Raw genomic sequence first — 19,140 nt, 5'->3', positions numbered from 1 at the left:
GTGCCGGAAGGTGTGCGGGACGATGCTGGCGAAGCCGCCTTGGCTCGCGCCCGCGTCGGTGAGGCACACGCCCACCCGGTCGGCCGGCGCCTCGGCGTCGAAGGGCAGCCACGCCGCCCCCGACATCGTGATGCCGATCTGCGCGACGAGGAGGTCCGGGCCCCGGGCCATCCACAGGCCGACGACGTCGCCGGGGCCGATGCCGCGATGGGCGAGCCCGGCGGCGATCCGGCCGGCCCGGGCGGCGACCGCCGCGTAGGTCAGATGCGGGTGGACACCCCCGGCCTCGACGCGGGCGCCGTCGACGAGGCAGGGATGGTCGGGCCGCGTCCGGGCCGAGTGCAGGAAGATCTCGGCCAGGACCTCGTCGCGGATCAGGTCGGGCCGGTGGTCGCCGCGCAGGATCGCCGCCGCGTCCCCGAGAGGCGCGGGCTCCCCGGCCGCCGGGCCGGGCCGGGTCTTCTCGGCGACGTCGCTCATCCGCTGCTCCGCTGGCCGGCCGCTCGCGCCGGCGCCTGTCCTGGCCGCCGCCCTATAGCCTGCCGATCATGCCGTTATCGAGGCGGCTTTGCACTGCGCCGGCGCGCGGGATCAAGCCCAGCGCCAGCCGCCGGGCTCGAGGATCAGGACCTCGCCCTGCCGGATGCCGAGGCGGGGCGCGGCGTAGATGTCGAGATGGCCGAGGGCCACCAGGGCGGCCCGGGCGACGCCGCCGTGGGCGACGATCACCGCGTCCCGCTCCAGGGCCGCGATCATCGGGCCGACGCGCTCGACGAGGCCGGCGTAGCTCTCGGCGCCGAGGCCGGGCGGGCGGTAGTGCCAGCGGTCGCGGTCGCGGCCGGCGGCCCCGGCCGGGTCGCGGCGCCGGATCTCCGCCCAGGTGGAGCCCTCCCAGCTGCCGAAGCCGATCTCCCGGAGGCGCGGATCGGTGCGGTAGGCCTCCGGCGGCAGGCCAAGGGTGGTCCGGAGGATCTCCATGGTGCGCCGGGTGCGCTTCAGCGGGCTGGCGACGAAATCGGCCCCCGTCAGCGCCGGCCCCGCCGCGGCGGCGAGGCGCTCCGCCACGGCGGCGGCCTGCGCCTCGCCCTGCGCGTTGAGGTCGGTGTCGCGCCCGCCCTGGAGGCGTCCCTCGGCGTTCCAGGCGGTCTGGCCGTGCCGGATGAAGTAGATCGTAGCCAACCGTCTCAACCCCGTCCTGCGCAGGCATCCGGAACGGCCTGGATTGCCGGCCGTTCTCGCCGTCGGTCGGCCATATCCGGAAACAGGTCCTGCCCCATGTCCAAGAAGCACGGCAAGCATCATCGCGGCCACAAACGCGGCGACGGCATGACAGGTGGCGGCGATCTGCATGGCCCCACCGTGGATCACCGCCCGTCGACGGCCCGCTGGGCCGGCAGCGTCGACGCCCTGGCCGAGTCCGTACCGGCGGCGCTCGGCCAGCACGGGCCGGTGCCGATCCGCCCCGCGCCGGGCATCGTGGCGGTGGAGCCGGGCGCCCCCTTCGATCTCGGCACGGTCGACCCGGACGACGACGGCGGGCTCGACAAGGACTGGGCCAAGGACGCCCTCGCCGAGGAGCGCGAGCGCATCGTCGCCCTCCAGGAGCGCCTCTACGCGGAGCGCGCCCGGAGTCTCCTGCTGGTGTTCCAGGCGATCGACACCGGTGGCAAGGACGGCACGATCCGGTCGGTGCTCAAGGGGGTGAACCCGCAGGGCTGCGCGGTGGCCTCGTTCAAGGTGCCCTCGAGCGAGGAGCTCGACCACGACTTCCTGTGGCGCTACCACGCCCGGGTGCCGGGGCGCGGCATGATCGGGGTGTTCAACCGCAGCCACTACGAGGACGTGCTGGTGGTGCGGGTCAAGGGCCTCGTGCCGGACGCGGTCTGGCAGAGCCGCTACGGCCGGATCAACGATTTCGAGCGCCTGCTCACCGAATCGGGCACGACGGTCCTCAAGTTCTTCCTGCACATCTCCAAGGCGGAGCAGAAGAAGCGCCTGGAGGCCCGGATCGCCGATCCCGAGAAGCACTGGAAGTTCGACCCGGCCGACCTGGTCGAGCGGAAATCCTGGGACGCCTACCAGCAGGCCTTCGCCGACGCCCTCGGCCGCTGCTCGACGCCCGAGGCGCCCTGGCTGGTGGTGCCGGCCAACCATAAGTGGTTCCGCAACTACGTGATTGCCCGGACCGTGGCGGATACGCTGGCGGCCATGGACCCGCGATTCCCCGAGGCCGCCAAGGGCATTGCGGATCTGACGGTGCCGGACTGACGCGGAGGACCCGGGATGCTGGCGGTTCGGGAGGTCGCGGTCTCGGGCTACCGCTCGCTGCGGCGGATCGGCTTCCCGGTGGACGCGCGGTCGGTCTTCGTCGGTGGCAACGGCACCGGCAAGACCAACCTTTACCGGGCCCTCGAGCTCCTTCAGTCGGCCGCTCGCGGCACCCTCACCCGCGACCTCGCCGCCGAGGGCGGCATCGACTCAACTCTCTGGGCCGGCCGCCGGCGGCAGGACGAGGCCGCGCGGATACGCCTGTCGGCAACCCTGCGCCACGACACGATCGGGCAGGACTTCGTCTACGCGGTGGAAATCGGGCTGGTGCAGCAGGTCGGCGGAACGACCTTCGGCGCCGCCTTCCGGAAGGAGCCGCAGGTCAAGGTCGAGCGCCTGACAGTCCGCGCCCGCGGCCGGGCGACCGTGATCCTCGATCGCGACGGGCGGAGCGGCTTCGTCCGCGACGCGGAGGGCCGCAAGCGCGTCCTCGGCGGGGACCTGCTGCCCACCGAGACCGCTCTCGGGAGCCTCCTCGACGCCACCGGCCATCCCGAGATCGCCGCGGTCCGCCTCGCCCTGACGGGGTGGCGCTTCCACCACGACTCCCGGACGGATGCCGAGTCGCCCCTGCGCCGATCCTGCCTCGCGGTGACGACGCCGACGCTCGCGTCCGACGGCGCGGACCTCGCGGCCGTCTTCGCCACGCTGGCGCATATCCGGCAGGACACGACCGAACTCGACGCGGCCGTCGATGCCGCCTTCCCGGGCGCGGTGCTCGTCCTTCCGGAGCCCGGCCGTCACGCGCGCTTCGGCCTGCGCTTCCCCGACTTCCCCGCCCGGACCTTCGATCCGCCGGAACTGTCGGACGGCACCCTGCGCTACCTCGCGCTGGCCGGAGCGCTGCTCGGCTACCGGCTGCCGCCGTTCATCGCGCTGAACGAGCCCGAGACCAGTCTGCATCCCGATCTCATGGATCCCCTGGCGCGGCTGATCGCGCGGGCCGCGGAGCGGACGCAGGTCTGGCTCGTCACGCATTCGGAGCGGCTGGCGGCGGGGATCGCGCGGCACGGCAACGTCCGGCCGCGCCTCGTCGTCAAGCGCGACGGCGAGACCTGGATCGACGGGCTCAAGCTCTCGGGGGAGTTCGACCAGGCGGAGGACGCGTGAGGACGGTCGGCCCGTCGCTCCGCGAAGCCCGGCGCCGGCCGCTGTCCGACCCGTCTCAGTCCTTGTCGAGGGTGAGGTCCGGCGCCTCGGGGTTCTTCATGCCGACGACGTGGTAGCCGGCATCCACGTGGAGGATCTCGCCGGTCATGCCGGCCGCCATGTCGGACACGAGGTAGGCGGCGGTCTCGCCGACCTCGCCGATCGTCACGGTCCGGCGCAGGGGCGCGTTGTACTCGTTCCACTTCAGAATGTAGCGGAAATCGCCGATGCCGGAGGCCGCGAGCGTCTTGATCGGGCCGGCCGAGATCGCGTTGACCCGGATGTTCTTCGGGCCGAGATCGGCCGCGAGGTAGCGCACCGACGCCTCCAGCGCCGCCTTGGCCACGCCCATGACATTGTAGTGCGGCATCCACTTCTCGGCGCCGTAATAGGTCAGCGTCACCAGCGAGCCGCCCGGGCGCATGATCTTCTCGGCGCGCTGGGCCACGGCGGTGAACGAGTAGCACGAGACCAGGAGCGACTTGGTGAAGTTGTCCTCGGAGGTCTCGATGTAGCGGCCGGTCAGCTCGTCCTTGTCGGAGAAGGCGACGCAGTGGACGACGAAGTCGATGCCGTCGGGGAAGACCTTCGCGGCCTCAGCGAAGACCGCGTCGATCGTGGCCGACTCGGTGACGTCGCAATGTCCGATGACGTGGGCGTCGAGTTCCTTGGCGAGGGGCTCGACGCGCTTGCGCAGGGCGTCGCCCTGGTAGGTGAAGGCCAGTTCCGCGCCGTGGGCGCGGGCGCTGCGGGCGATGCCCCAGGCGATCGAGCGGTTGTTGGCGACCCCGAGGACGATGCCCCGCTTGCCCGCCAGAAGGCCCTGCCCGTGTTCCGCCATGATCGATCCCGAAGCCGCGCGACCCCTCTCGGGGTCGGGGGGCCTCCTTAGCGGAGCCGGCCCGGCGACGGAAGTCCGGGCCGCCTCCGAGCGCCTTCAAGCGGGCGCCGATGGCTCATTCCCGCCCATCGCGCCCGGCTCGTCAGGCGGCCTTGGCGGCCCGTCGTCCGCGGGCGAACTCCGTCAGCGCGGCGTCCTCGCCCTCCGGCAGGACGATCGCCGTCGTGGCGAACAGGTCCCCGGGGGTGCCGTCCTTCTTCGGCAGCCCCTTGCCGCGCAGGCGGAAGGTCCGCCCGGAGCTCGTCATCGCCGGGATCTTCATCTCGACGGCGCCGGTGAGCGTGGGCACGCGGATCGTGCCGCCGAGGACGGCATCCTCCAGGGGGACTTCGACGCTGGTGCGCAGGTCGGCCCCGTCGACGGTGAAGCGCGGATGCGGCCGGATCCGGATCGTCAGCAGGGCGTCGCCCGGCTCGGCCCGGAGGCCGCCGCTCTGGCCGAGGCCGCGCAGCCGGATGGTCTGGCCGTCGACCACGCCGCGGGGAATCACCACGTCAACCTCCCGGCCCGTGGGCAGGGCGAGGCGCAGCTTCTCCTCGCTGGCGACCTGCTCCAGCGCCACCAGCAGCTCCGCGGCGACGTCGTCGCCCTTTGCAGCCTGGCGCTGACCGCCCGGGCCGGCGCCGCCGGCGCGGAAGGCTTCGCCGAAGATGTGCGAGAAGATATCCTCGCCCATCCCGCCACCCATGCCGCCACCCATGCCGCCGCCGCGCTGGGCGCGCGCCATGTTCTCGAAGTCGAAATTGCCCCCGCGTCCGCCGCCGAAGCCGCCGAACCCCTCGAAGCCGGTCGCGCGCGGCTTGCCCTCGGCGTCGATCTCGCCGCGGTCGAACTGCTTGCGCTTCTCGGCGTCGCCCAGGATCTCGTAGGCCGAGTTCGCCTCGGCGAAGCGGTCCTTGGCCTTCGCGTCGTTCTTGTTGCGGTCGGGGTGGAAGTCCTTGGCAAGCTTGCGATAGGCCTTCTTGATCTCGGCCTCGCTCGCCCCCTTGGCCACGCCCAGCACGTCGTAGGGATTGCGCATGGATCTCTTGGCTGTGCGGTTGGCTGTGCGATGTGGGTTCGCCGCCAGGATGTGGGATGGATGTTGCATCCCTGCAACGGTCCTGGCGGCGAAAGTCTGCGGGTTCGCGCCGAACGTCAAGCGGCCGGTCTCGCCGCGGCTCCGCGCCGGCCCTATCGTCGGGCGCGGCGCGGAAGGGCGCCTCCCGCGGGGTCGGCCCGGAGGCCGACCCCGCCGACATCAGCCGGGGCCGGAGAGCCGATGCACTACGCCTGCGACCACCTCCACCTGCGCAGCCGCGACGCCGTCGCGGCCGCCACCTTCTACGTCGAGATCTTCGGGGCACGGGAGGTGAAGCGCGTCGGCGCCGATCCGGTGCAGCGGGTCGTGCTCGACCTCGGCGGCCTGACGGTCTTCATCGAGCAGGCCCCGGCGGAGGTGGCACCCGCGACCGCCACGCCCTGCCTCGGGATCGAGCATGTCGGGCTGCGCGTCGCCGACATCGAGGCCGCGATGGCCGATCTCACCGCCCGGGGCGTGACGGTGCGGACCGGCATCACCGCGCGCGGTCCCGACCTGCGGATCGCCTTCGTGGAGGGACCGGACGGCGCTCTGATCGAGATCCTGGAGCGGAAGCCCGCCTGATGGTGTCGAGACCCCGCCGTCAAGCCCTGGCCGGGGCGCTGATCCTTCTGCTGGCGTCATCCGGCGGCGTGGCGGCGCGCCCGTTCACGGACGCGGCCGGCCGCACGGTCGAACTCCCCGATCGGGTCGGGCGGGTGCTCGCCGCGGGACCGCCGGCGGCGGTGCTGCTCTACACCCTGGCGCCCGACCTGATGGTCGGCTGGGTGAGCGCCCCGCATCCCGAGGCGCTGCCCTTCCTCGAGCCCCGGACCCGCGCGCTCCCCGCCTACGGCCGGCTGACCGGGCGCGGCGGCACCGCCAATGTCGAGGCGGTACTCGCCGCCAAGCCGGACCTGATCGTCGATTCGGGCAGCCTCGGGCCGACCTACGCGTCGCTCGCCGACCGGGTCCAGGCGCAGACCGGGATCCCCTACATCCTGCTCGACGGCAGCCTCGCGAAGACCCCGGAAGCGTACCGGCAGCTCGGCGCGGCGCTGGGCCGTCAATCCGGCGCGGATGCCCTGGCGGACGAGGCCCGGAATCTCGCCGACACGGTCGAGCGCGCCGTCGCGACGATCCCGGAGGAGCGGCGGCCCCGGGTCTACTACGCGCGCGGGCCGCGCGGCCTGGAGACGGGCTTCGCCGGATCGATCAACACCGAGCTGGTCGATGCCGCCGGCGGCCGCAATGTCGCGCAGGACGGCGGAGGCCGCCTCGGCAACGTCTCGCCCGAGCAGGTTCTCGCCTGGAACCCGGACGTGATCGTCACCCTCGACCCAGCCTTCGAGGCCGGGCTGCGTGCCGACCCGCTGTGGCGGGACGTCCGGGCCGTCCAGACCGGGCGGGTCTACGTGGCCCCGCTCCTGCCGTTCCCTTGGTTCGACGCGCCGCCGGGGGTCAACCGGCTGATCGGCCTGCGCTGGCTGGCGGCGCGGCTCCATCCGGACCTGTTCCCGCAACCAATGCCCGAGGTGGTGCGCACTTTCTACAGCCGCTTCTACCATGTCGACCTCGAGGCCGGTCAGGCCGCCGCGCTCCTCGGCCCGACGCTGGACGTGCTCCCGGGCCCGGCCCGGTGAGCCGCGTCCCGGCAGCCGCCGAGACGATCCGGGCCCGCGCCCGTCTCCGCTTGCCCGCGGCGCTGCTGTCCGGGCTCGCCCTGCTGGCGCTCACAGCCCTCGCGCTGGCGGTCGGCAAGTACCCGGTCGCGCCCGCAGACCTCGCCGCGATCCTCGGGCACCGTCTGCTCGGGCTGCCGGCCCGGGCCCCGGCGACGGCGGAGACGGTGGTGATGCAGGTGCGCCTGCCCCGGGTGATCGCCGCGCTGGTCATCGGCGCGGCGCTGTCGGCGGCGGGGGCGACCTACCAGGGCCTGTTCCGCAACCCGCTGGTCTCGCCCGACATCCTCGGCGTCTCGGCCGGCGCCGGGCTCGGCGCCGTGCTCGGAATCTATCTCGGTCTGCCGGTGGCCCCGATCCAGGCCCTGGCCTTCCTGGGCGGGCTCGGCGCCGTCGCGGCGGTCTACGGCGTCGGTCTCGCCATGCGGCGGCACGATCCGGTCCTGACGCTGGTCCTGGCCGGAGTGGCGGTGGGGGCGGTGCTCGGGGCGGGGATCTCGCTCCTCAAGGTGCTGGCCGATCCCTACAACCAGCTCCCGGCGATCACCTTCTGGCTGCTGGGCAGCCTGTCCTCGGTCACGCTCGGCGACGTCGCCGCCACGCTGCCGATGATGCTGCTCGGGCTCGCGCCCCTGGTGCTGCTGCGCTGGCGCATGAACCTGATGAGCCTCGGCGACGCCGAAGCGCGCGCCCTCGGCGTGGAGACCCGGGTGCTGCGCCCCGTCCTGATCGCCGGCGCGACCCTGATCACGGCCGCGGCCGTCGCGATGACCGGAATCATCGGCTGGGTCGGGCTGATCGTGCCGCACATCGCCCGGCTGCTGGTCGGTCCGGATTACCGCCGCCTGCTGCCGGCCTCGCTGGTGCTCGGGGCGGGCTACCTCGTGCTGGTCGACCTGATCGCGCGGAATTTGGGTACCGTGGAGGTGCCCCTCGGCATCCTGACGGCCCTGGTCGGGGCCCCGTTCTTCCTCTGGCTGCTGGCGTCCGGGCGCCGGGGCTTCAGCTGATGCTGCTCCAGGTCCGGGATCTCGCCTTCGGCTACGGCGGCCGCACGGTCGGCCACGATGTGTCCTTCGACCTCGCCGCCGGCGAGGTGCTGTGCCTCGTCGGGCCGAACGGCGGCGGCAAGACAACTCTGTTCCAGACACTGCTCGGCCTGCTGCCCGCCCGCGCCGGGCAGGTCGTCCTCGACGGCGCGGACCTGTCGCGGCTGTCGCGGAAAGCCGTCGCCCGCACGGTCGCCGCCGTGCCCCAGGCGCACGCGGCCTTCTTCCCGTTCACGGTGCGCGAGGTCGTGGTGATGGGCCGGGCGAGCCGGGTCGGCCCGTTCGCCGCCCCCGGCCCGTCCGACGTCGCGGCCGCCGAGCGGGCCCTCGCCGCCCTCGGGATCGGGCATCTCGCCGACCGGGTCTACACCGAGATCAGCGGCGGTGAGCGGCAGCTCGCCCTGATCGCGCGGGCGCTCGGCGGCGAACCGCGGCTTCTCGTCATGGACGAGCCGACCGCCAGCCTCGATTTCGGCAACCAGGCCCGCGTCCTCGGGCAGATCCGCCGCCTCGCCCAGGCCGGCATCGCCGTGCTGTTCGCGACGCACGATCCCGGGCACGCCCTGCTCTGCGCCGACCGCCTCATCGCCCTGCACGCCGGCCGCCTCGTCGCCGACGGACCCGCGGCCGCGACCGTCACGCCGGACCTGCTGCGCCTGATCTACGGGATCGACGTCGTGGTGGCGCAAGTGCCCGGCCTCGCCGCGCCGGTCTGCGTGCCGGTCGTCGACTGACCGCGCGGGCCCCTCACCCGGTCCGCGAGAGCGCTTCGAGCGCCTCGTTACGACGACGGTCCTCGGCTCCGTAGACCGCGCCGAGCACCGCCTCGCAGTGTACCCGAACGCGGGCGTGGCACTCGCAGGCGGCGGTGGAGACCGCCCGACGGTCGAGGATGGTGATGCGCCCGCGGCCGACCCGGATGAGCCCCTGCTCCTGCAGCACCCGCAGGATCCGGGTGAGGTAGGTCCGCTGAACCCCGAGCATCGCGGCGAGCAATTCGTGGGTGATCGGCAGGGTGTCGCCGCCGGTCCGGTCCTGCAGCGACAGCAGCCAGCGCAGGCAGCGCTGCTCGATCGGGTGCAGGGCGTTGCAGGCCGCGATCTGGAAAAGCTGGGCCAGGAAGCAGTCGGCGTAGCGCGCGAACAGGTCGCGGAGCGTCTCGGACTCGAGCTCGGCCTGCCGCAGCCGCTCCGCGTCGAGGCGCAGCGCCGGCCCGCCGACTTGGACCAGCCCGCCGACGGCGGACGGGAGCCGCCCCTGGCCTATGATCCCGCCGATCGCCCCCTCGTGCCCGACGCTCGCGATCTCGGCCGTCCGACCGTCCCGCGTCGCGACGACCAGCGCCACGACGGCCTGCTCGCGCGGGAAGACCACGTGGCTCGCCGTGGAGCCCGCCTCCAGCGCCGTGTCGCCCTTGGCGAAGGTCACCGGCTCCAGATGGGACGCGATCAGAGCCCGGTCCGAACCCGGCAGCGCGTCGAGAAGCAGGTTGCCGGTGGAGGCGGCAGAGTCGATCGGCATGGCGGACGGAGAGGTGCGGGAGGAGAGTTTCCCGTCAGGACCCTCTCGAGGCTCGCCCGTCGATGCGCGGGCCCGTCAGCCATACCCCGCGCTCTACGCCCTTGAACTAACCTAGGTTTTGCCGGAGCCGCTCATCTACTTGTCCGTGCAGAGACCCTGCTCCGAGAGCCGCTTGTGCTCGCGCGGGTCGCAATCGGTCGTCAGGAACGAGGCCCATTCGGACGGGGTGCCGTAGAAGGCGTTGCGGTCGACGTCGCCGCGCACGCCAGGAACCCGGCCCGTCGAGGTGAACTGCCACAGCATCCACTTGCGGTTGACGAAGCGCTGCTCCGGCTCGGCCGCGGTGGAGCGCAGCCAGTGCGGGTAGTCGGGGAGTTCGCCCTCCAGCACGTCCTTGTGGAAGGTGATGTCGGTGTAGATGATCGGGCGCTTGCCGGTGTAGCGCTCCATCTCCTCCAGCATCTCGGTGACCATCGCCAGGGCCTGGGCCTTGGGCAGCTTCTTGGGGCAGGTCTGCGAGTGGCCGTTCCACTCGACGTCGAGGACCGGCGGCAGGGCGGTGGGATCGTTCGGGACGTTCTTCTTGAACCAGTCCATCTGCTCCCGGGCGGAGCGGCACCAGAACACGAAGTGGTAGGCCCCGCGCGGCACGCCGGCCCGAGCCGCGCCGTCCCAGTTGGTCCGGAAGCGCTCGTCGACGTGGTCGCCGCCCTCGGTGGCCTTGATGAAGGCGAACTGGGTCCCGGCGGCGCGGACCGAGGCCCAGTCGACGTTGCCCTGCCACTTCGAGATGTCGATGCCCTGGATCGGGTGGAGCTTGGCCTTGGCCACGCCCGGATGGGGCTTGGCGTCACCCTTGGTCGGGTAGAAGTCGTTGTTCGACGCGCAGGCCGCGAGACCGGCCAGGATCGCGGCGGCGGCGAAGCGGCCGGCGAGGCGCCGGGCCGGCTTCAGGCGACTGGTCAGGCGCCGAGCGAGATCTTCGATCGGTGACCGCGAAGGCGTGTAGATCCGCGACATCAGTGTTTAGCCCGCCACCGAAGATGCGCCACAGACAGGCGTATTCGATGGCCCTGGCGCGGTTAACGGAGCTTTGCGATCATTGCGGCGGAATTCCGGGACGCGTTGCATCCCCGCGACATACGGCGCCGATCCCCGGCTGGTTCACAGGGCCGCATACGGCTAAGTCGCGGTCCCGCAACGCGAGTCCGGACGGCGCACCGTGAGTAAGCAACTGTTCACCATAGGCTACGAAGGCCTCGACTCGGAGCGCCTCGTCGGTGTCCTGCGCTCGGCCGGGGTCGCGGTGCTGGCGGATGTCCGGGCGGTGGCGAACTCGCGCAAGCGCGGCTTCTCGAAGGGCGCGCTCGGCACGTCCCTGCGCGAGGCCGGGCTGGGCTACGCGCATCTGCGCAGCCTCGGGACCCCGAAATCCGGCCGGCAGGCGGCTCGGGCCGGGGACGCGGCGCTGATGCGCCGGATCTACTGCGAGGAGGTGCTCGATACCGCCGCCGGGATCGCGGCGCTCGACGCGCTCGCCGCGCTGGCCGAGGCCTCGCCGATCTGCCTGCTCTGCTTCGAGCGCGATCCGGCCGGCTGCCACCGGCGCGTGCTCGCGGAACGCCTCGCGCCGCGCGGCTTCGTGGTCAGCGATCTCTACGGCTGAGCGGGTCTCAGCGCCCGGACAGGGGCTGCGCGCGCATGCCGAGCGCGCCTGCCAGACGCCGGACCGGGCCGAGGGCGGCCGTCAGTCCCAGCGGCGCGGCCCTGCGCGGCGCGCGCGGCCGGCGCCGGTCGGCGTCAGGCACCGGCTCGACCGGCAGGTAGAGCGTGTCGAAGAACGACATCTCCAGGAGCACGGCGCCGTCGTCGTCGGTGATCACCATGGCGGCCTCCATGAGGCGCGGGTCGCCGCCGTGCTGACGCATCAGCCCCTGCACGATCGTGCGCGCGGTCGACCGTGCGGACTCGACATCCTCGACCCACTGGGCCGCCGAGGCCGGGAGCGAGGCGTCGCCGAGGCGGATGGTGAAGTGGGCGCGGACCATGGAGCGCTCCTGGGAGGGGACCGGCGGGACACCGCCGGCAACGGGTGTCAGGCGGCCTGGGCGTCGTCGACCGCTTCGGCGACGCTCGCGCCGTCGGCCTCGGATCTCTCGGCCGCGGATTTCGGGTCGAAGGCGTCCGCGAGCAGGCCGAGGCGCCGCGCCATGTCCCGCACCTCGTTGAGGGCGATCGACTTCTGGCCTTCCTTCACCGCCCGCGTGATGTCGCTGACCTGGGTGGTGGCGATCCGCTTCAGTTCGTCGGCGAGCTGCTGGCTGGTCATCATCGCATCCGGACTCGGCTTGTCGGGCTGAGCCGGGACCGTGGGGCGGCGGGGCTTACCAAGGCGTTTCGCCGAGGATCGACGCCTGTGGACAAGCTTGGGGATTCGCGGCCGGCGCAACCCTGCCGTTCGGTTCCGAGCGGGCTCAATCCTGCAGGTGCCGCGCGGCGATGATCGAGGCCGCCGTGCGGTTCTCCACGCCGAGCTTCGCGTAGATGCCCTCGAGGTGCTTCGTCACGGTCCGGTGGCTGAGCCCGAGGATCTCACCGATGTCGCGGCTCGACTTGCCCCGGGACAGCCAGAGCAGAACCTCCGCCTCGCGTCCGGTGACCGGCAGGCGCGCCCGCAACCGCTCGACCCCCGCCGACAGCGCGTCGCGCGAGAGGCGGAGCAGGATCTCGTCCGGGGTGCGGCCGATGAAGCTCAGGGCGTAGGCGACGCCGTCGCGATCGGTCAGCGTGAGGGGCTGGGCGGCGCCGGCGAGGCATCCGCGCAGCCAGTCGCGGGCCCTGGCGGGCAGCTCCCGGGCGCCGGACGGATCCGCGCCGAGCCCGGCGAGCAGCCGCCCGGCCTGCGGCGTCGACCACAGGACCGTCCCGTCCTCGGCGACGGCGAACAGGGTTCGCCCGGCCGTGTCGAGGGCGGCCCGGGCGCTCTGCGCGGCGCGGGCGCTCGCGAGATGCACGCGGATCCGCGCCAGGATCTCGTCCGGGGCGATGGGCTTGGTGACGTAGTCGATCCCGCCGGCGGAGAGGCCCTTCACGATGTGCTCGGTCTCGCTCAGCCCGGTCATGAAGATGACCGGCACGCCGGCGAGATGCGGCTTGGCCTTGAGCTGCCGGCAGGTCTCGAAGCCGTCGAGGCCCGGCATGACCGCGTCGAGGAGGATGACGTCGGGGGTGATCTCGTCCACCAGCGTCAGGGCGAGGTCGCCGCCGACCGCGACCAGAACGGTGGCCCCCGACCGCTCGATCGCCTCTGTGAGGAAGCTCAGCGTGTCGGGCGAATCGTCGATCACGAGGACGATGTCCCGGTGCGGCCGGACCTTCGGCGCCTCAGTCATGGCGGGCGAGTTCCTGCAGGACCGCGAGGTAGCGGCGCAGGTCGTACCCTTCGACCAGCCCGCGCATCCGGGAGACGAAAGCCGGCGGCACGGTCGCGTCCCCCTCCATCTGGGTCAGCTTGGCCTCGATGGCGCGGATATGCCCGATTCGGCCGAGGCGCAGGAGCTCGCCGACATGCTCGCGCCCGGGCCCCGCGACGTCTGCGTCGGCCGGGACGGGCTCGGATAGCGCCGGCGCGGCGCCCTCGGTCCATTCGAGGTGCAGGAGCTTGCCGATCCGCTCCATCACGTCGCGCAGGTCGAACGGCTTGGCGAAGATCGCGTCGTGGGGGGCGTCGCCGCCGCGAGTCGGGCTGATCTCGTGGACGTTGGCGGACATCATGGCGATCGGGCCGGTATGCCCGGCCTGCCGCAGAGCCGCCGCCGCCGCCCAGCCGCTCATCCCGGGCATCGCGATGTCGAGGAGGATCAGGTCGACCCCGCCCCGCGCGACCGTCGCGAGGCACTCGGTCCCCGACCCGGCCTCCAGGACGGAGATGCCGTGCGGCTCCAGGATCGCCCGCATCAGCGCGCGGTGGGCGCTGTCGTCGTCGGCGACCAGGACGGTCCGGCGCGCGCCCGCATAGGCGCGTTCTGGAGGTGCCGCCGGCGCGGGCGCGGCGACCGCCGCGGGCTGGGCCACGGAGGCCAGCATCAGGCGCAGCCGCGCCTGCGTGCCGCCGCCGGGGGCGGCCGTCACGGTGATCTCGCCGCCGAGGAGTTGGGCCAGCAGGTTGGCGATGGTGAGCCCGAGCCCGGTCCCCGGCGTGCTGCGGGCGGCCGGGCTCGAGCCGCGCTCGAACGGCTCGAAGATCCGCGCGAGATCCGCCTCCGGGATGCCCGGGCCCGTGTCGCGGATCGTGAACACCGCGATCTGGCTCCGGTAGCTCAGGTCCAGCGTGACGGTGCCGGCTTCCGTGAACTTGATGGCGTTCGACAGCAGGTTGAGCAGCACCTGCCGCAGGCGCTTCTCGTCGGTGGCGACCACCGCGGGCAGGATCTCGGGCCGTGAGAACCGGAACTCCAGCCCGGCCTCCCGCGCCTGGAGGCGGACCATGTCGACCAGCTGGTCGAGGAAGTCGGTCAGCCGGACCTCGTCCCGGTGGATCTGGAGGCGCCCGGCCTCCATGCGCGAGATGTCGAGGAGGCCGTCGATCAGGCCGGACAGGTGCTGGGCGCTGCGCCGGATCACCCGCAGGCCGTTGAGGCGGTGCGCCGGGATCGCGGGGTCGGATTCGAGCAGCTGGGCGTAGCCGAGCACGGTGGAGAGCGGAGTGCGCAGCTCGTGGCTGATCCCGACCACGTAGCGGCTCTTGGCCTGGTTGGCGGCCTCGGCCCGCTCCTTGGCCTCCTGCAGCTTGGCGTCGGTGATCTTATGAGCGGCGATCTCGGCCTGGTAGAGCGCGGTCTGGCGCATCGTCTCGGCCTGGGCGACGCGCCGGCTCTCCTGGGCGAGCACGAACAGCCACGCCACCACGCCGAGGATCACCACCAGGGTGAAGAACACGCTGGTCAGCGCCGTGCGCAGGAACGCGCTATTCTCCGGGTGGGCGATCGTCGCGCCCGCGTGCACGATGCCGAGGATCAGCCCGATCACCGCGCAGAGCGTCAGCATCACCGCGAGGTAGCGGCCGAGCGGCGCGCCGATCCAGGCGGCGGTGCGGCCCGGCAGGATCCGCGCGACGGCGGCCTGGGCCTGCACATCCAGGCGTCCGTGGGGCTTGCACAGGTCGCCGCAGCGGGCGTCCAGCGAGCAGCAGAGCGAGCAGATCGGCGCGTCGTAGGCCGGGCAATGGGCCATGTCCTCGCCCTCGAAGGGCAGCTCGCAGACCCGGCAGACCACCTCGGCCGCGCCCCAATCCCGCTTCGGCGTCCGGGCGAGATACCAGCGCCCGGCGGTGGCCCCGGCGATCGCCGGGGCGGCGCCGAACGCGACGGCGAGGGTCAGCAGCGGCGCGAAGGGCTGCAGGGTCGCGCCGAGCCAGCCGAGATAGGCCGCGCCCCCGGCCGCGAGGGCCAGCGCCATGGCGCCGGTGCCGACCGGGTTCACCGCGTAAAGATGGGCGCGCTTGAACTCGATGCCCGGCGGCGAGAGCCCCAGCGGCTTGTTGACGGCGAGATCCGCGGCGAGCGCCCCGACCCAGGCCGAGACCACGGAAGCGTAGAGCGGCAGCGTGCTCTCGATGGTCTTGTCGATGCCGAGCTCCATCAGGAGCACCGCGATGGCGACGTTGAACACGAGCCAAACCACCCGCCCCGGATGGCTGTGGGTCAGGCGCGAGAAGAAGTTCGACCACGCGATCGAGCCGGCATAGGCGTTGGTCAGGTTGATCTTGAGCTGCGACACGAGGACGAACAGGCCGGTGAGCAGCAGGGCCGCCCGGCTCCCCTCCCCCGTCAGGTAGCCGAAGGCGACCGCGTACATGCGGGTCGGCTCGGCGGCGTGCTCGGCCGGGACGCCGTGGCCCAGCGCCAGGACCGCCAGCGCGGCGCCGAGCAGGATTTTCAGCATCCCGGGCAGGATCCAGCCCGCGCCCCCCGCCAGGACCGCCAGCCACCAGCGGCGGTCGCGCGGCCCCTCCGGCTCAGGGACGAAGCGCAGGAAGTCGACTTGCTCGCCGACCTGGGCGAGCAGCGCCAGCAGGACGCCGGTGGCGAGACCGAACCGGGCGAGGTCGAAGCCGGCCCCGCCACCGTCGAGCCCTGGGAAGCGGGCGAGCGCCCGCAGCGGCCCCGCGCCCTGCGCCGCCACGAAGACCAGCGGCAGCAGACTCAGGCCGATCCAGACCGGCTGCGTCCAGATCTGGAACCGGCTGATCAGGCGGATCCCGTAGACGACGAGGGGAATCACCGCGCCGGCGCAGAGCAGGTAGCCGATGCCGAGCGGCAGCCCGAAGCAGAGCTGCAGCGCCAGCGCCATGATCGCCGCCTCGATGGCGAAGAACAGGAAGGTGAAGCTCGCGTAGATCAGCGACGTGACGGTCGAGCCGAGATAGCCGAAGCCCGCGCCCCGGGTGAGGAGGTCCATGTCGACGCCGTAGCGGGCGGCGTAGACCGTGATCGGCGCCGCCGTGGCGAAGATGATCAGGCCGACGACCAGCACGGCCGCCACCGTGTTGGGGAAGCCCGCGGTGAGCGCCAGCGTCCCGCCGATCGCCTCTAGCGCCAGGAACGAGATCGAGCCGAGGGCGGTCTGCGCCACCTCGAGGCTCGACCAGCGCCGCGCCTTCTTGGCGGTGAAGCGGAGGGCGTAATCCTCCAGCGTCTCGTCGGCGACGAAGCGGTTGTAGTCCCGGCGGATGGGAATGATGCGCTGCGGACCGCTCATGGGGCCCCGGCCGGGACGATCCGGGCGGCATGCCCGGGCGGCAGGGCGCGTGGGCGGACACGCGCGCGCGAAACATCGCGCACCGGCGCGGTGCCCACACTATTCGCGCTCTCAGCCACCCCGACCTCAAAGTATTCCGCCGCGATGGTGCGGCGCATGCAAGAGCACGGCCATACGCAAAATCGCGTATAGGCCGCACCGCAACCCAGGACCTAGCCTGCGCTCGTCGATCCGGGCCGCCTCTCAAGGCCCGGACGCGAACAGGGTCAGGCACATGGCAGACGACACCGAGACCGGCGCCGATCACGGCTTGCGCTCCCCGCTGCGGCGCAGGCTGCTCATGGGGCTCGCCGGCGCCCCGGCACTGGCGCTGATGCCGCGCTCCGCCTGGGCCGCACCGCCGACGTCGGCGGTCAACACCACCGGTCTCGCCGTGACCGACAGCGAGGTGACGGTCGGCATCCTGCACTCGATCACCGGGACGATGGCGATCTCCGAGACGGGCGCCCAGGAGGCCGAGAAGCTGGCGATCCAGCAGATCAACGACGCCGGCGGCGTCCTCGGCCGCAAGATCAAGATCATCCAGGAGGACGGCGCCTCCGACTGGCCGACCTTCGCCGAGAAGGCCAAGAAGCTCCTGGTCAACGACCACTGCGCCGCCGTGATGGGCTGCTGGACCTCGGCCTCGCGCAAGGCGGTGCTGCCGGTCTTCGAGCAGTACAACGGCCTCCTGTACTACCCGACCTTCTACGAGGGCCTGGAGCAGTCGAAGAACGTCTTCTACACCGGCCAGGAGGCGACGCAGCAGATCCTCGCCGGGCTCGACTGGGTCCACAAGGAGAAGGGCGGCGACAGCTTCTACTTCATCGGCTCGGACTACATCTGGCCGCGCACTTCCAACAAGATCGCCCGCAAGCACGTCGAGAATGTGCTCAAGGGCAAGGTCGTCGGCGAGGAATACTTCCCGCTCGGCCACACGCAGTTCAACTCGGTGATCAACAAGATCAAGCTGACCAAGCCGAAGGTGATCTTCGCCGACGTGGTCGGCGGCTCGAACGTGGCGTTCTACAAGCAGCTCAAGGCGGCCGGCATCGACCTGTCGAAGCAGGTGCTGATGACGATCTCGGTCACCGAGGACGAGATCGACGGCATCGGCGGCGAGAACATCGCCGGGGCCTACGCCTGCATGAAGTACTTCGAGTCGATCCAGAACGAGAACAACAAGGCCTTCGTCGCCGCGTTCAAGAAGATGTGGGGTGAGAAGACCGTCATCGGCGACGTGACGCAGGCGGCCTATCTCGGCCCGTTCCTGTGGAAGATGGCCTGCGAGAAGGCCGGCTCGTTCGACGTCGACAAGGTGGTGGCGGCCTCGCCGGGCCTGGAGTTCAAGGGCGCGCCGGAAGGCTACGTGAAGATCGACGAGAACCACCACCTCTGGTCGAAGACGCGGGTGGGCCGGGCCAAGCCCGACGGCCAGTTCGAGATCGTCTACACCAGTCCCGAGCTGATCAAGCCGGATCCGTTCCCGAAGGGCTACCAGTAGTCGCGCGGTACGCGCGCCTCCAACACGCGACATCATCCTGAGGTGCGGGGCGATCATCGATCGCCCTGCCTCGAAGGAGCCCTCCAGGACCCGTGCGAGTTCTGGAGCCCTCCTTCGAGGCCTCCGCTGCGCTCCGGCACCTCAGGATGAGGTGGTCTGAGTGGGATCACGGGCCTCCGCCGAGAGCGGATCGCGTATCGGATCGGGGAAAGAGAATCATGCTCGGCGACTATTCCCTCGGCGACCTCGGCGCGATCTTCGCCATGCAGGGCTTCGCCGGCCTGATCCTGTTCTCCGTCTACCTGCTGATGGCGCTCGGCCTCGCGATCATCTTCGGCCAGATGGGCGTGATCAACATGGCCCACGGGGAGTTCATGATCCTCGGCGCCTACGTCACCTACCTCTGCTCGACGTTCTTCCAGACCTACCTGCCGGCGCTCTTTCCGATCTACTTCTTCATCGCGATGGGCCTGGCGTTCCTCGCCTCCGGGGCCTTGGGGATGCTGGTGGAATGGGGCCTGATCCGGTTCCTCTACAAGCGGCCGCTCGACACGCTCCTCGCCACCTGGGGCCTGTCGCTGATCCTCCAGCAGGCCTACCGGTCGATCTTCGGCGCCCGCGAGGTCGGCGTCGAGCTGCCGTCCTGGCTGATCGGCTCGGTGCAGGTCACCGACACGATCGAGATCCCGATCAACGGCCTGTTCGTCATGGCCGTCACGATCCTGATCACCGTCAGCGTCGCGCTGCTGATCTTCCGCTCGCGCTTCGGCCAGCAGGTCCGCGCCGTGATGTCGAACCGCGCCATGGCGGGCGCCGTCGGCATCGATACCGAGAAGGTCGACCGCTACACGTTCGGCCTCGGCTGCGGCATCGCGGGGATCGCCGGCTCGGCCTTCACGATGATCGGCTCGACCGGGCCGACCTCGGGTCAGCTCTACATCGTCGACACCTTCCTGATCGTCGTGTTCGGCGGTGCCGCCAGCCTCCTCGGCACCATCGCGTCGGCCTTCTCGATCTCCCAGACGCAGTCGACCCTGGAGTTCTTCCTCTCCGGCTCGATGGCCAAGGTGATCACCCTGCTCGCGGTGGTCGGCATCCTGATGCTGAGGCCCCAGGGCCTCTTCACCCTCAAGGTCCGGCGCTGAGGA

At 71.8% G+C, this 19,140-nt stretch carries 18 protein-coding genes and 1 pseudogene; 9 read left to right on the top strand and 10 right to left on the bottom strand.

What is annotated here, in order from left to right; all coding sequences use genetic code 11:
- Nucleotides 1-42: 42 nt before the first annotated feature.
- Nucleotides 43-480: pseudogene (locus tag MOTC310_RS13290) on the bottom strand (AMP-binding protein); the annotation flags it as partial.
- 111 nt (nt 481-591) lie between these two features.
- Nucleotides 592-1,179, bottom strand: a complete 588-nt coding sequence (locus tag MOTC310_RS13285) for a histidine phosphatase family protein (RefSeq protein ID WP_331302231.1) — start codon at nt 1,177-1,179, stop codon at nt 592-594.
- Nucleotides 1,180-1,275: 96 nt separating this feature from the next.
- Here MOTC310_RS13285 and MOTC310_RS13280 point away from each other — a divergent pair, with 96 nt between their 5' ends.
- Both MOTC310_RS13280 and MOTC310_RS13275 read left to right on the top strand, forming a co-directional pair.
- Nucleotides 1,276-2,268 carry a polyphosphate kinase 2 family protein gene (locus MOTC310_RS13280; protein ID WP_331302091.1) on the top strand — a complete coding sequence of 331 codons (993 nt, stop codon included), beginning with the start codon at nt 1,276-1,278 and terminating at the stop codon, nt 2,266-2,268.
- A 15-nt stretch (nt 2,269-2,283) separates the two neighbouring features.
- Entirely contained in the window at nt 2,284-3,438 is a 1,155-nt protein-coding gene (locus tag MOTC310_RS13275) for an AAA family ATPase (RefSeq protein WP_331302090.1), read from the top strand.
- Nucleotides 3,439-3,493: 55 nt separating this feature from the next.
- On the opposite strand, the gene fabI is transcribed toward MOTC310_RS13275, so the two are convergent.
- On the bottom strand, nt 3,494-4,318 hold the full coding sequence (gene fabI / locus MOTC310_RS13270; protein ID WP_331293434.1) for an enoyl-ACP reductase FabI: 825 nt from the start codon (nt 4,316-4,318) through the stop codon (nt 3,494-3,496).
- 142 nt (nt 4,319-4,460) lie between these two features.
- On the bottom strand, nt 4,461-5,399 hold the full coding sequence (locus tag MOTC310_RS13265) for a DnaJ C-terminal domain-containing protein (RefSeq protein WP_331302088.1): 939 nt from the start codon (nt 5,397-5,399) through the stop codon (nt 4,461-4,463).
- 240 nt (nt 5,400-5,639) lie between these two features.
- On the opposite strand from MOTC310_RS13265, the gene MOTC310_RS13260 reads away from it, so the two are divergent.
- Genes MOTC310_RS13260 through MOTC310_RS13245 form a run of 4 tightly spaced genes read left to right on the top strand, consistent with a single transcriptional unit; the run spans nt 5,640 to nt 8,903 of the window.
- A complete protein-coding gene (locus tag MOTC310_RS13260; protein ID WP_331293436.1) occupies nt 5,640-6,023 on the top strand; it encodes a VOC family protein in 384 nt (127 codons plus the stop codon).
- Nucleotides 6,023-7,081, top strand: coding sequence for an iron ABC transporter substrate-binding protein (locus MOTC310_RS13255; protein WP_331302087.1), 1,059 nt, complete (start codon nt 6,023-6,025; stop codon nt 7,079-7,081). Before MOTC310_RS13260 ends, MOTC310_RS13255 begins: the two co-directional genes overlap by 1 nt.
- Nucleotides 7,078-8,130, top strand: coding sequence for a FecCD family ABC transporter permease (locus MOTC310_RS13250; protein WP_331302086.1), 1,053 nt, complete (start codon nt 7,078-7,080; stop codon nt 8,128-8,130). The genes MOTC310_RS13255 and MOTC310_RS13250 overlap by 4 nt, the downstream gene beginning before the upstream one ends.
- Nucleotides 8,130-8,903: an ABC transporter ATP-binding protein gene (locus MOTC310_RS13245; RefSeq protein ID WP_331302085.1), complete on the top strand. Its 774-nt coding sequence runs from the start codon at nt 8,130-8,132 to the stop codon at nt 8,901-8,903. The genes MOTC310_RS13250 and MOTC310_RS13245 overlap by 1 nt, the downstream gene beginning before the upstream one ends.
- A 13-nt stretch (nt 8,904-8,916) precedes the next feature.
- Here the strand turns inward: MOTC310_RS13245 and MOTC310_RS13240 are convergent, their stop codons facing one another.
- Together MOTC310_RS13240 and MOTC310_RS13235 are read right to left on the bottom strand one after the other, a co-directional pair.
- Nucleotides 8,917-9,690, bottom strand: coding sequence for a Crp/Fnr family transcriptional regulator (locus MOTC310_RS13240; protein WP_331302084.1), 774 nt, complete (start codon nt 9,688-9,690; stop codon nt 8,917-8,919).
- Nucleotides 9,691-9,825: 135 nt separating this feature from the next.
- Nucleotides 9,826-10,710, bottom strand: a complete 885-nt coding sequence (locus tag MOTC310_RS13235) for a glycoside hydrolase family 25 protein (protein ID WP_331302083.1) — start codon at nt 10,708-10,710, stop codon at nt 9,826-9,828.
- A gap of 202 nt (nt 10,711-10,912) precedes the next feature.
- On the opposite strand from MOTC310_RS13235, the gene MOTC310_RS13230 reads away from it, so the two are divergent.
- A complete protein-coding gene (locus MOTC310_RS13230; protein WP_331302082.1) occupies nt 10,913-11,356 on the top strand; it encodes a DUF488 domain-containing protein in 444 nt (147 codons plus the stop codon).
- A 7-nt stretch (nt 11,357-11,363) separates the two neighbouring features.
- Here MOTC310_RS13230 and MOTC310_RS13225 read toward each other — a convergent pair whose 3' ends face one another.
- From MOTC310_RS13225 to MOTC310_RS13210, 4 genes are all read right to left on the bottom strand, one after another.
- Nucleotides 11,364-11,738, bottom strand: a complete 375-nt coding sequence (locus MOTC310_RS13225; protein ID WP_331302081.1) for a DUF6894 family protein — start codon at nt 11,736-11,738, stop codon at nt 11,364-11,366.
- Between the two features lie 47 nt (nt 11,739-11,785).
- Nucleotides 11,786-12,022, bottom strand: a complete 237-nt coding sequence (locus MOTC310_RS13220) for a hypothetical protein (RefSeq protein WP_020092961.1) — start codon at nt 12,020-12,022, stop codon at nt 11,786-11,788.
- Between the two features lie 142 nt (nt 12,023-12,164).
- Nucleotides 12,165-13,082, bottom strand: coding sequence for a DNA-binding response regulator (locus MOTC310_RS13215; RefSeq protein WP_331302080.1), 918 nt, complete (start codon nt 13,080-13,082; stop codon nt 12,165-12,167).
- Nucleotides 13,075-16,449, bottom strand: a complete 3,375-nt coding sequence (locus MOTC310_RS13210) for an ATP-binding protein (RefSeq protein ID WP_331302079.1) — start codon at nt 16,447-16,449, stop codon at nt 13,075-13,077. The genes MOTC310_RS13215 and MOTC310_RS13210 overlap by 8 nt, the downstream gene beginning before the upstream one ends.
- Before the next feature lie 274 nt (nt 16,450-16,723).
- On the opposite strand from MOTC310_RS13210, the gene urtA reads away from it, so the two are divergent.
- Both urtA and urtB read left to right on the top strand, forming a co-directional pair.
- Nucleotides 16,724-17,992: an urea ABC transporter substrate-binding protein gene (urtA, locus tag MOTC310_RS13205; RefSeq protein ID WP_331293445.1), complete on the top strand. Its 1,269-nt coding sequence runs from the start codon at nt 16,724-16,726 to the stop codon at nt 17,990-17,992.
- A gap of 218 nt (nt 17,993-18,210) precedes the next feature.
- Nucleotides 18,211-19,137: an urea ABC transporter permease subunit UrtB gene (urtB, locus tag MOTC310_RS13200; protein WP_012322399.1), complete on the top strand. Its 927-nt coding sequence runs from the start codon at nt 18,211-18,213 to the stop codon at nt 19,135-19,137.
- Nucleotides 19,138-19,140 lie beyond the last annotated feature (3 nt).

Source organism: Methylobacterium oryzae (genome assembly GCF_036441375.1).
In the GTDB taxonomy this organism is placed as follows: Bacteria; Pseudomonadota; Alphaproteobacteria; order Rhizobiales; family Beijerinckiaceae; genus Methylobacterium; species Methylobacterium oryzae_A.
Note: the sequence above shows the minus strand (reverse complement) of the source record. Positions and strands in the feature narration are given on the sequence as shown.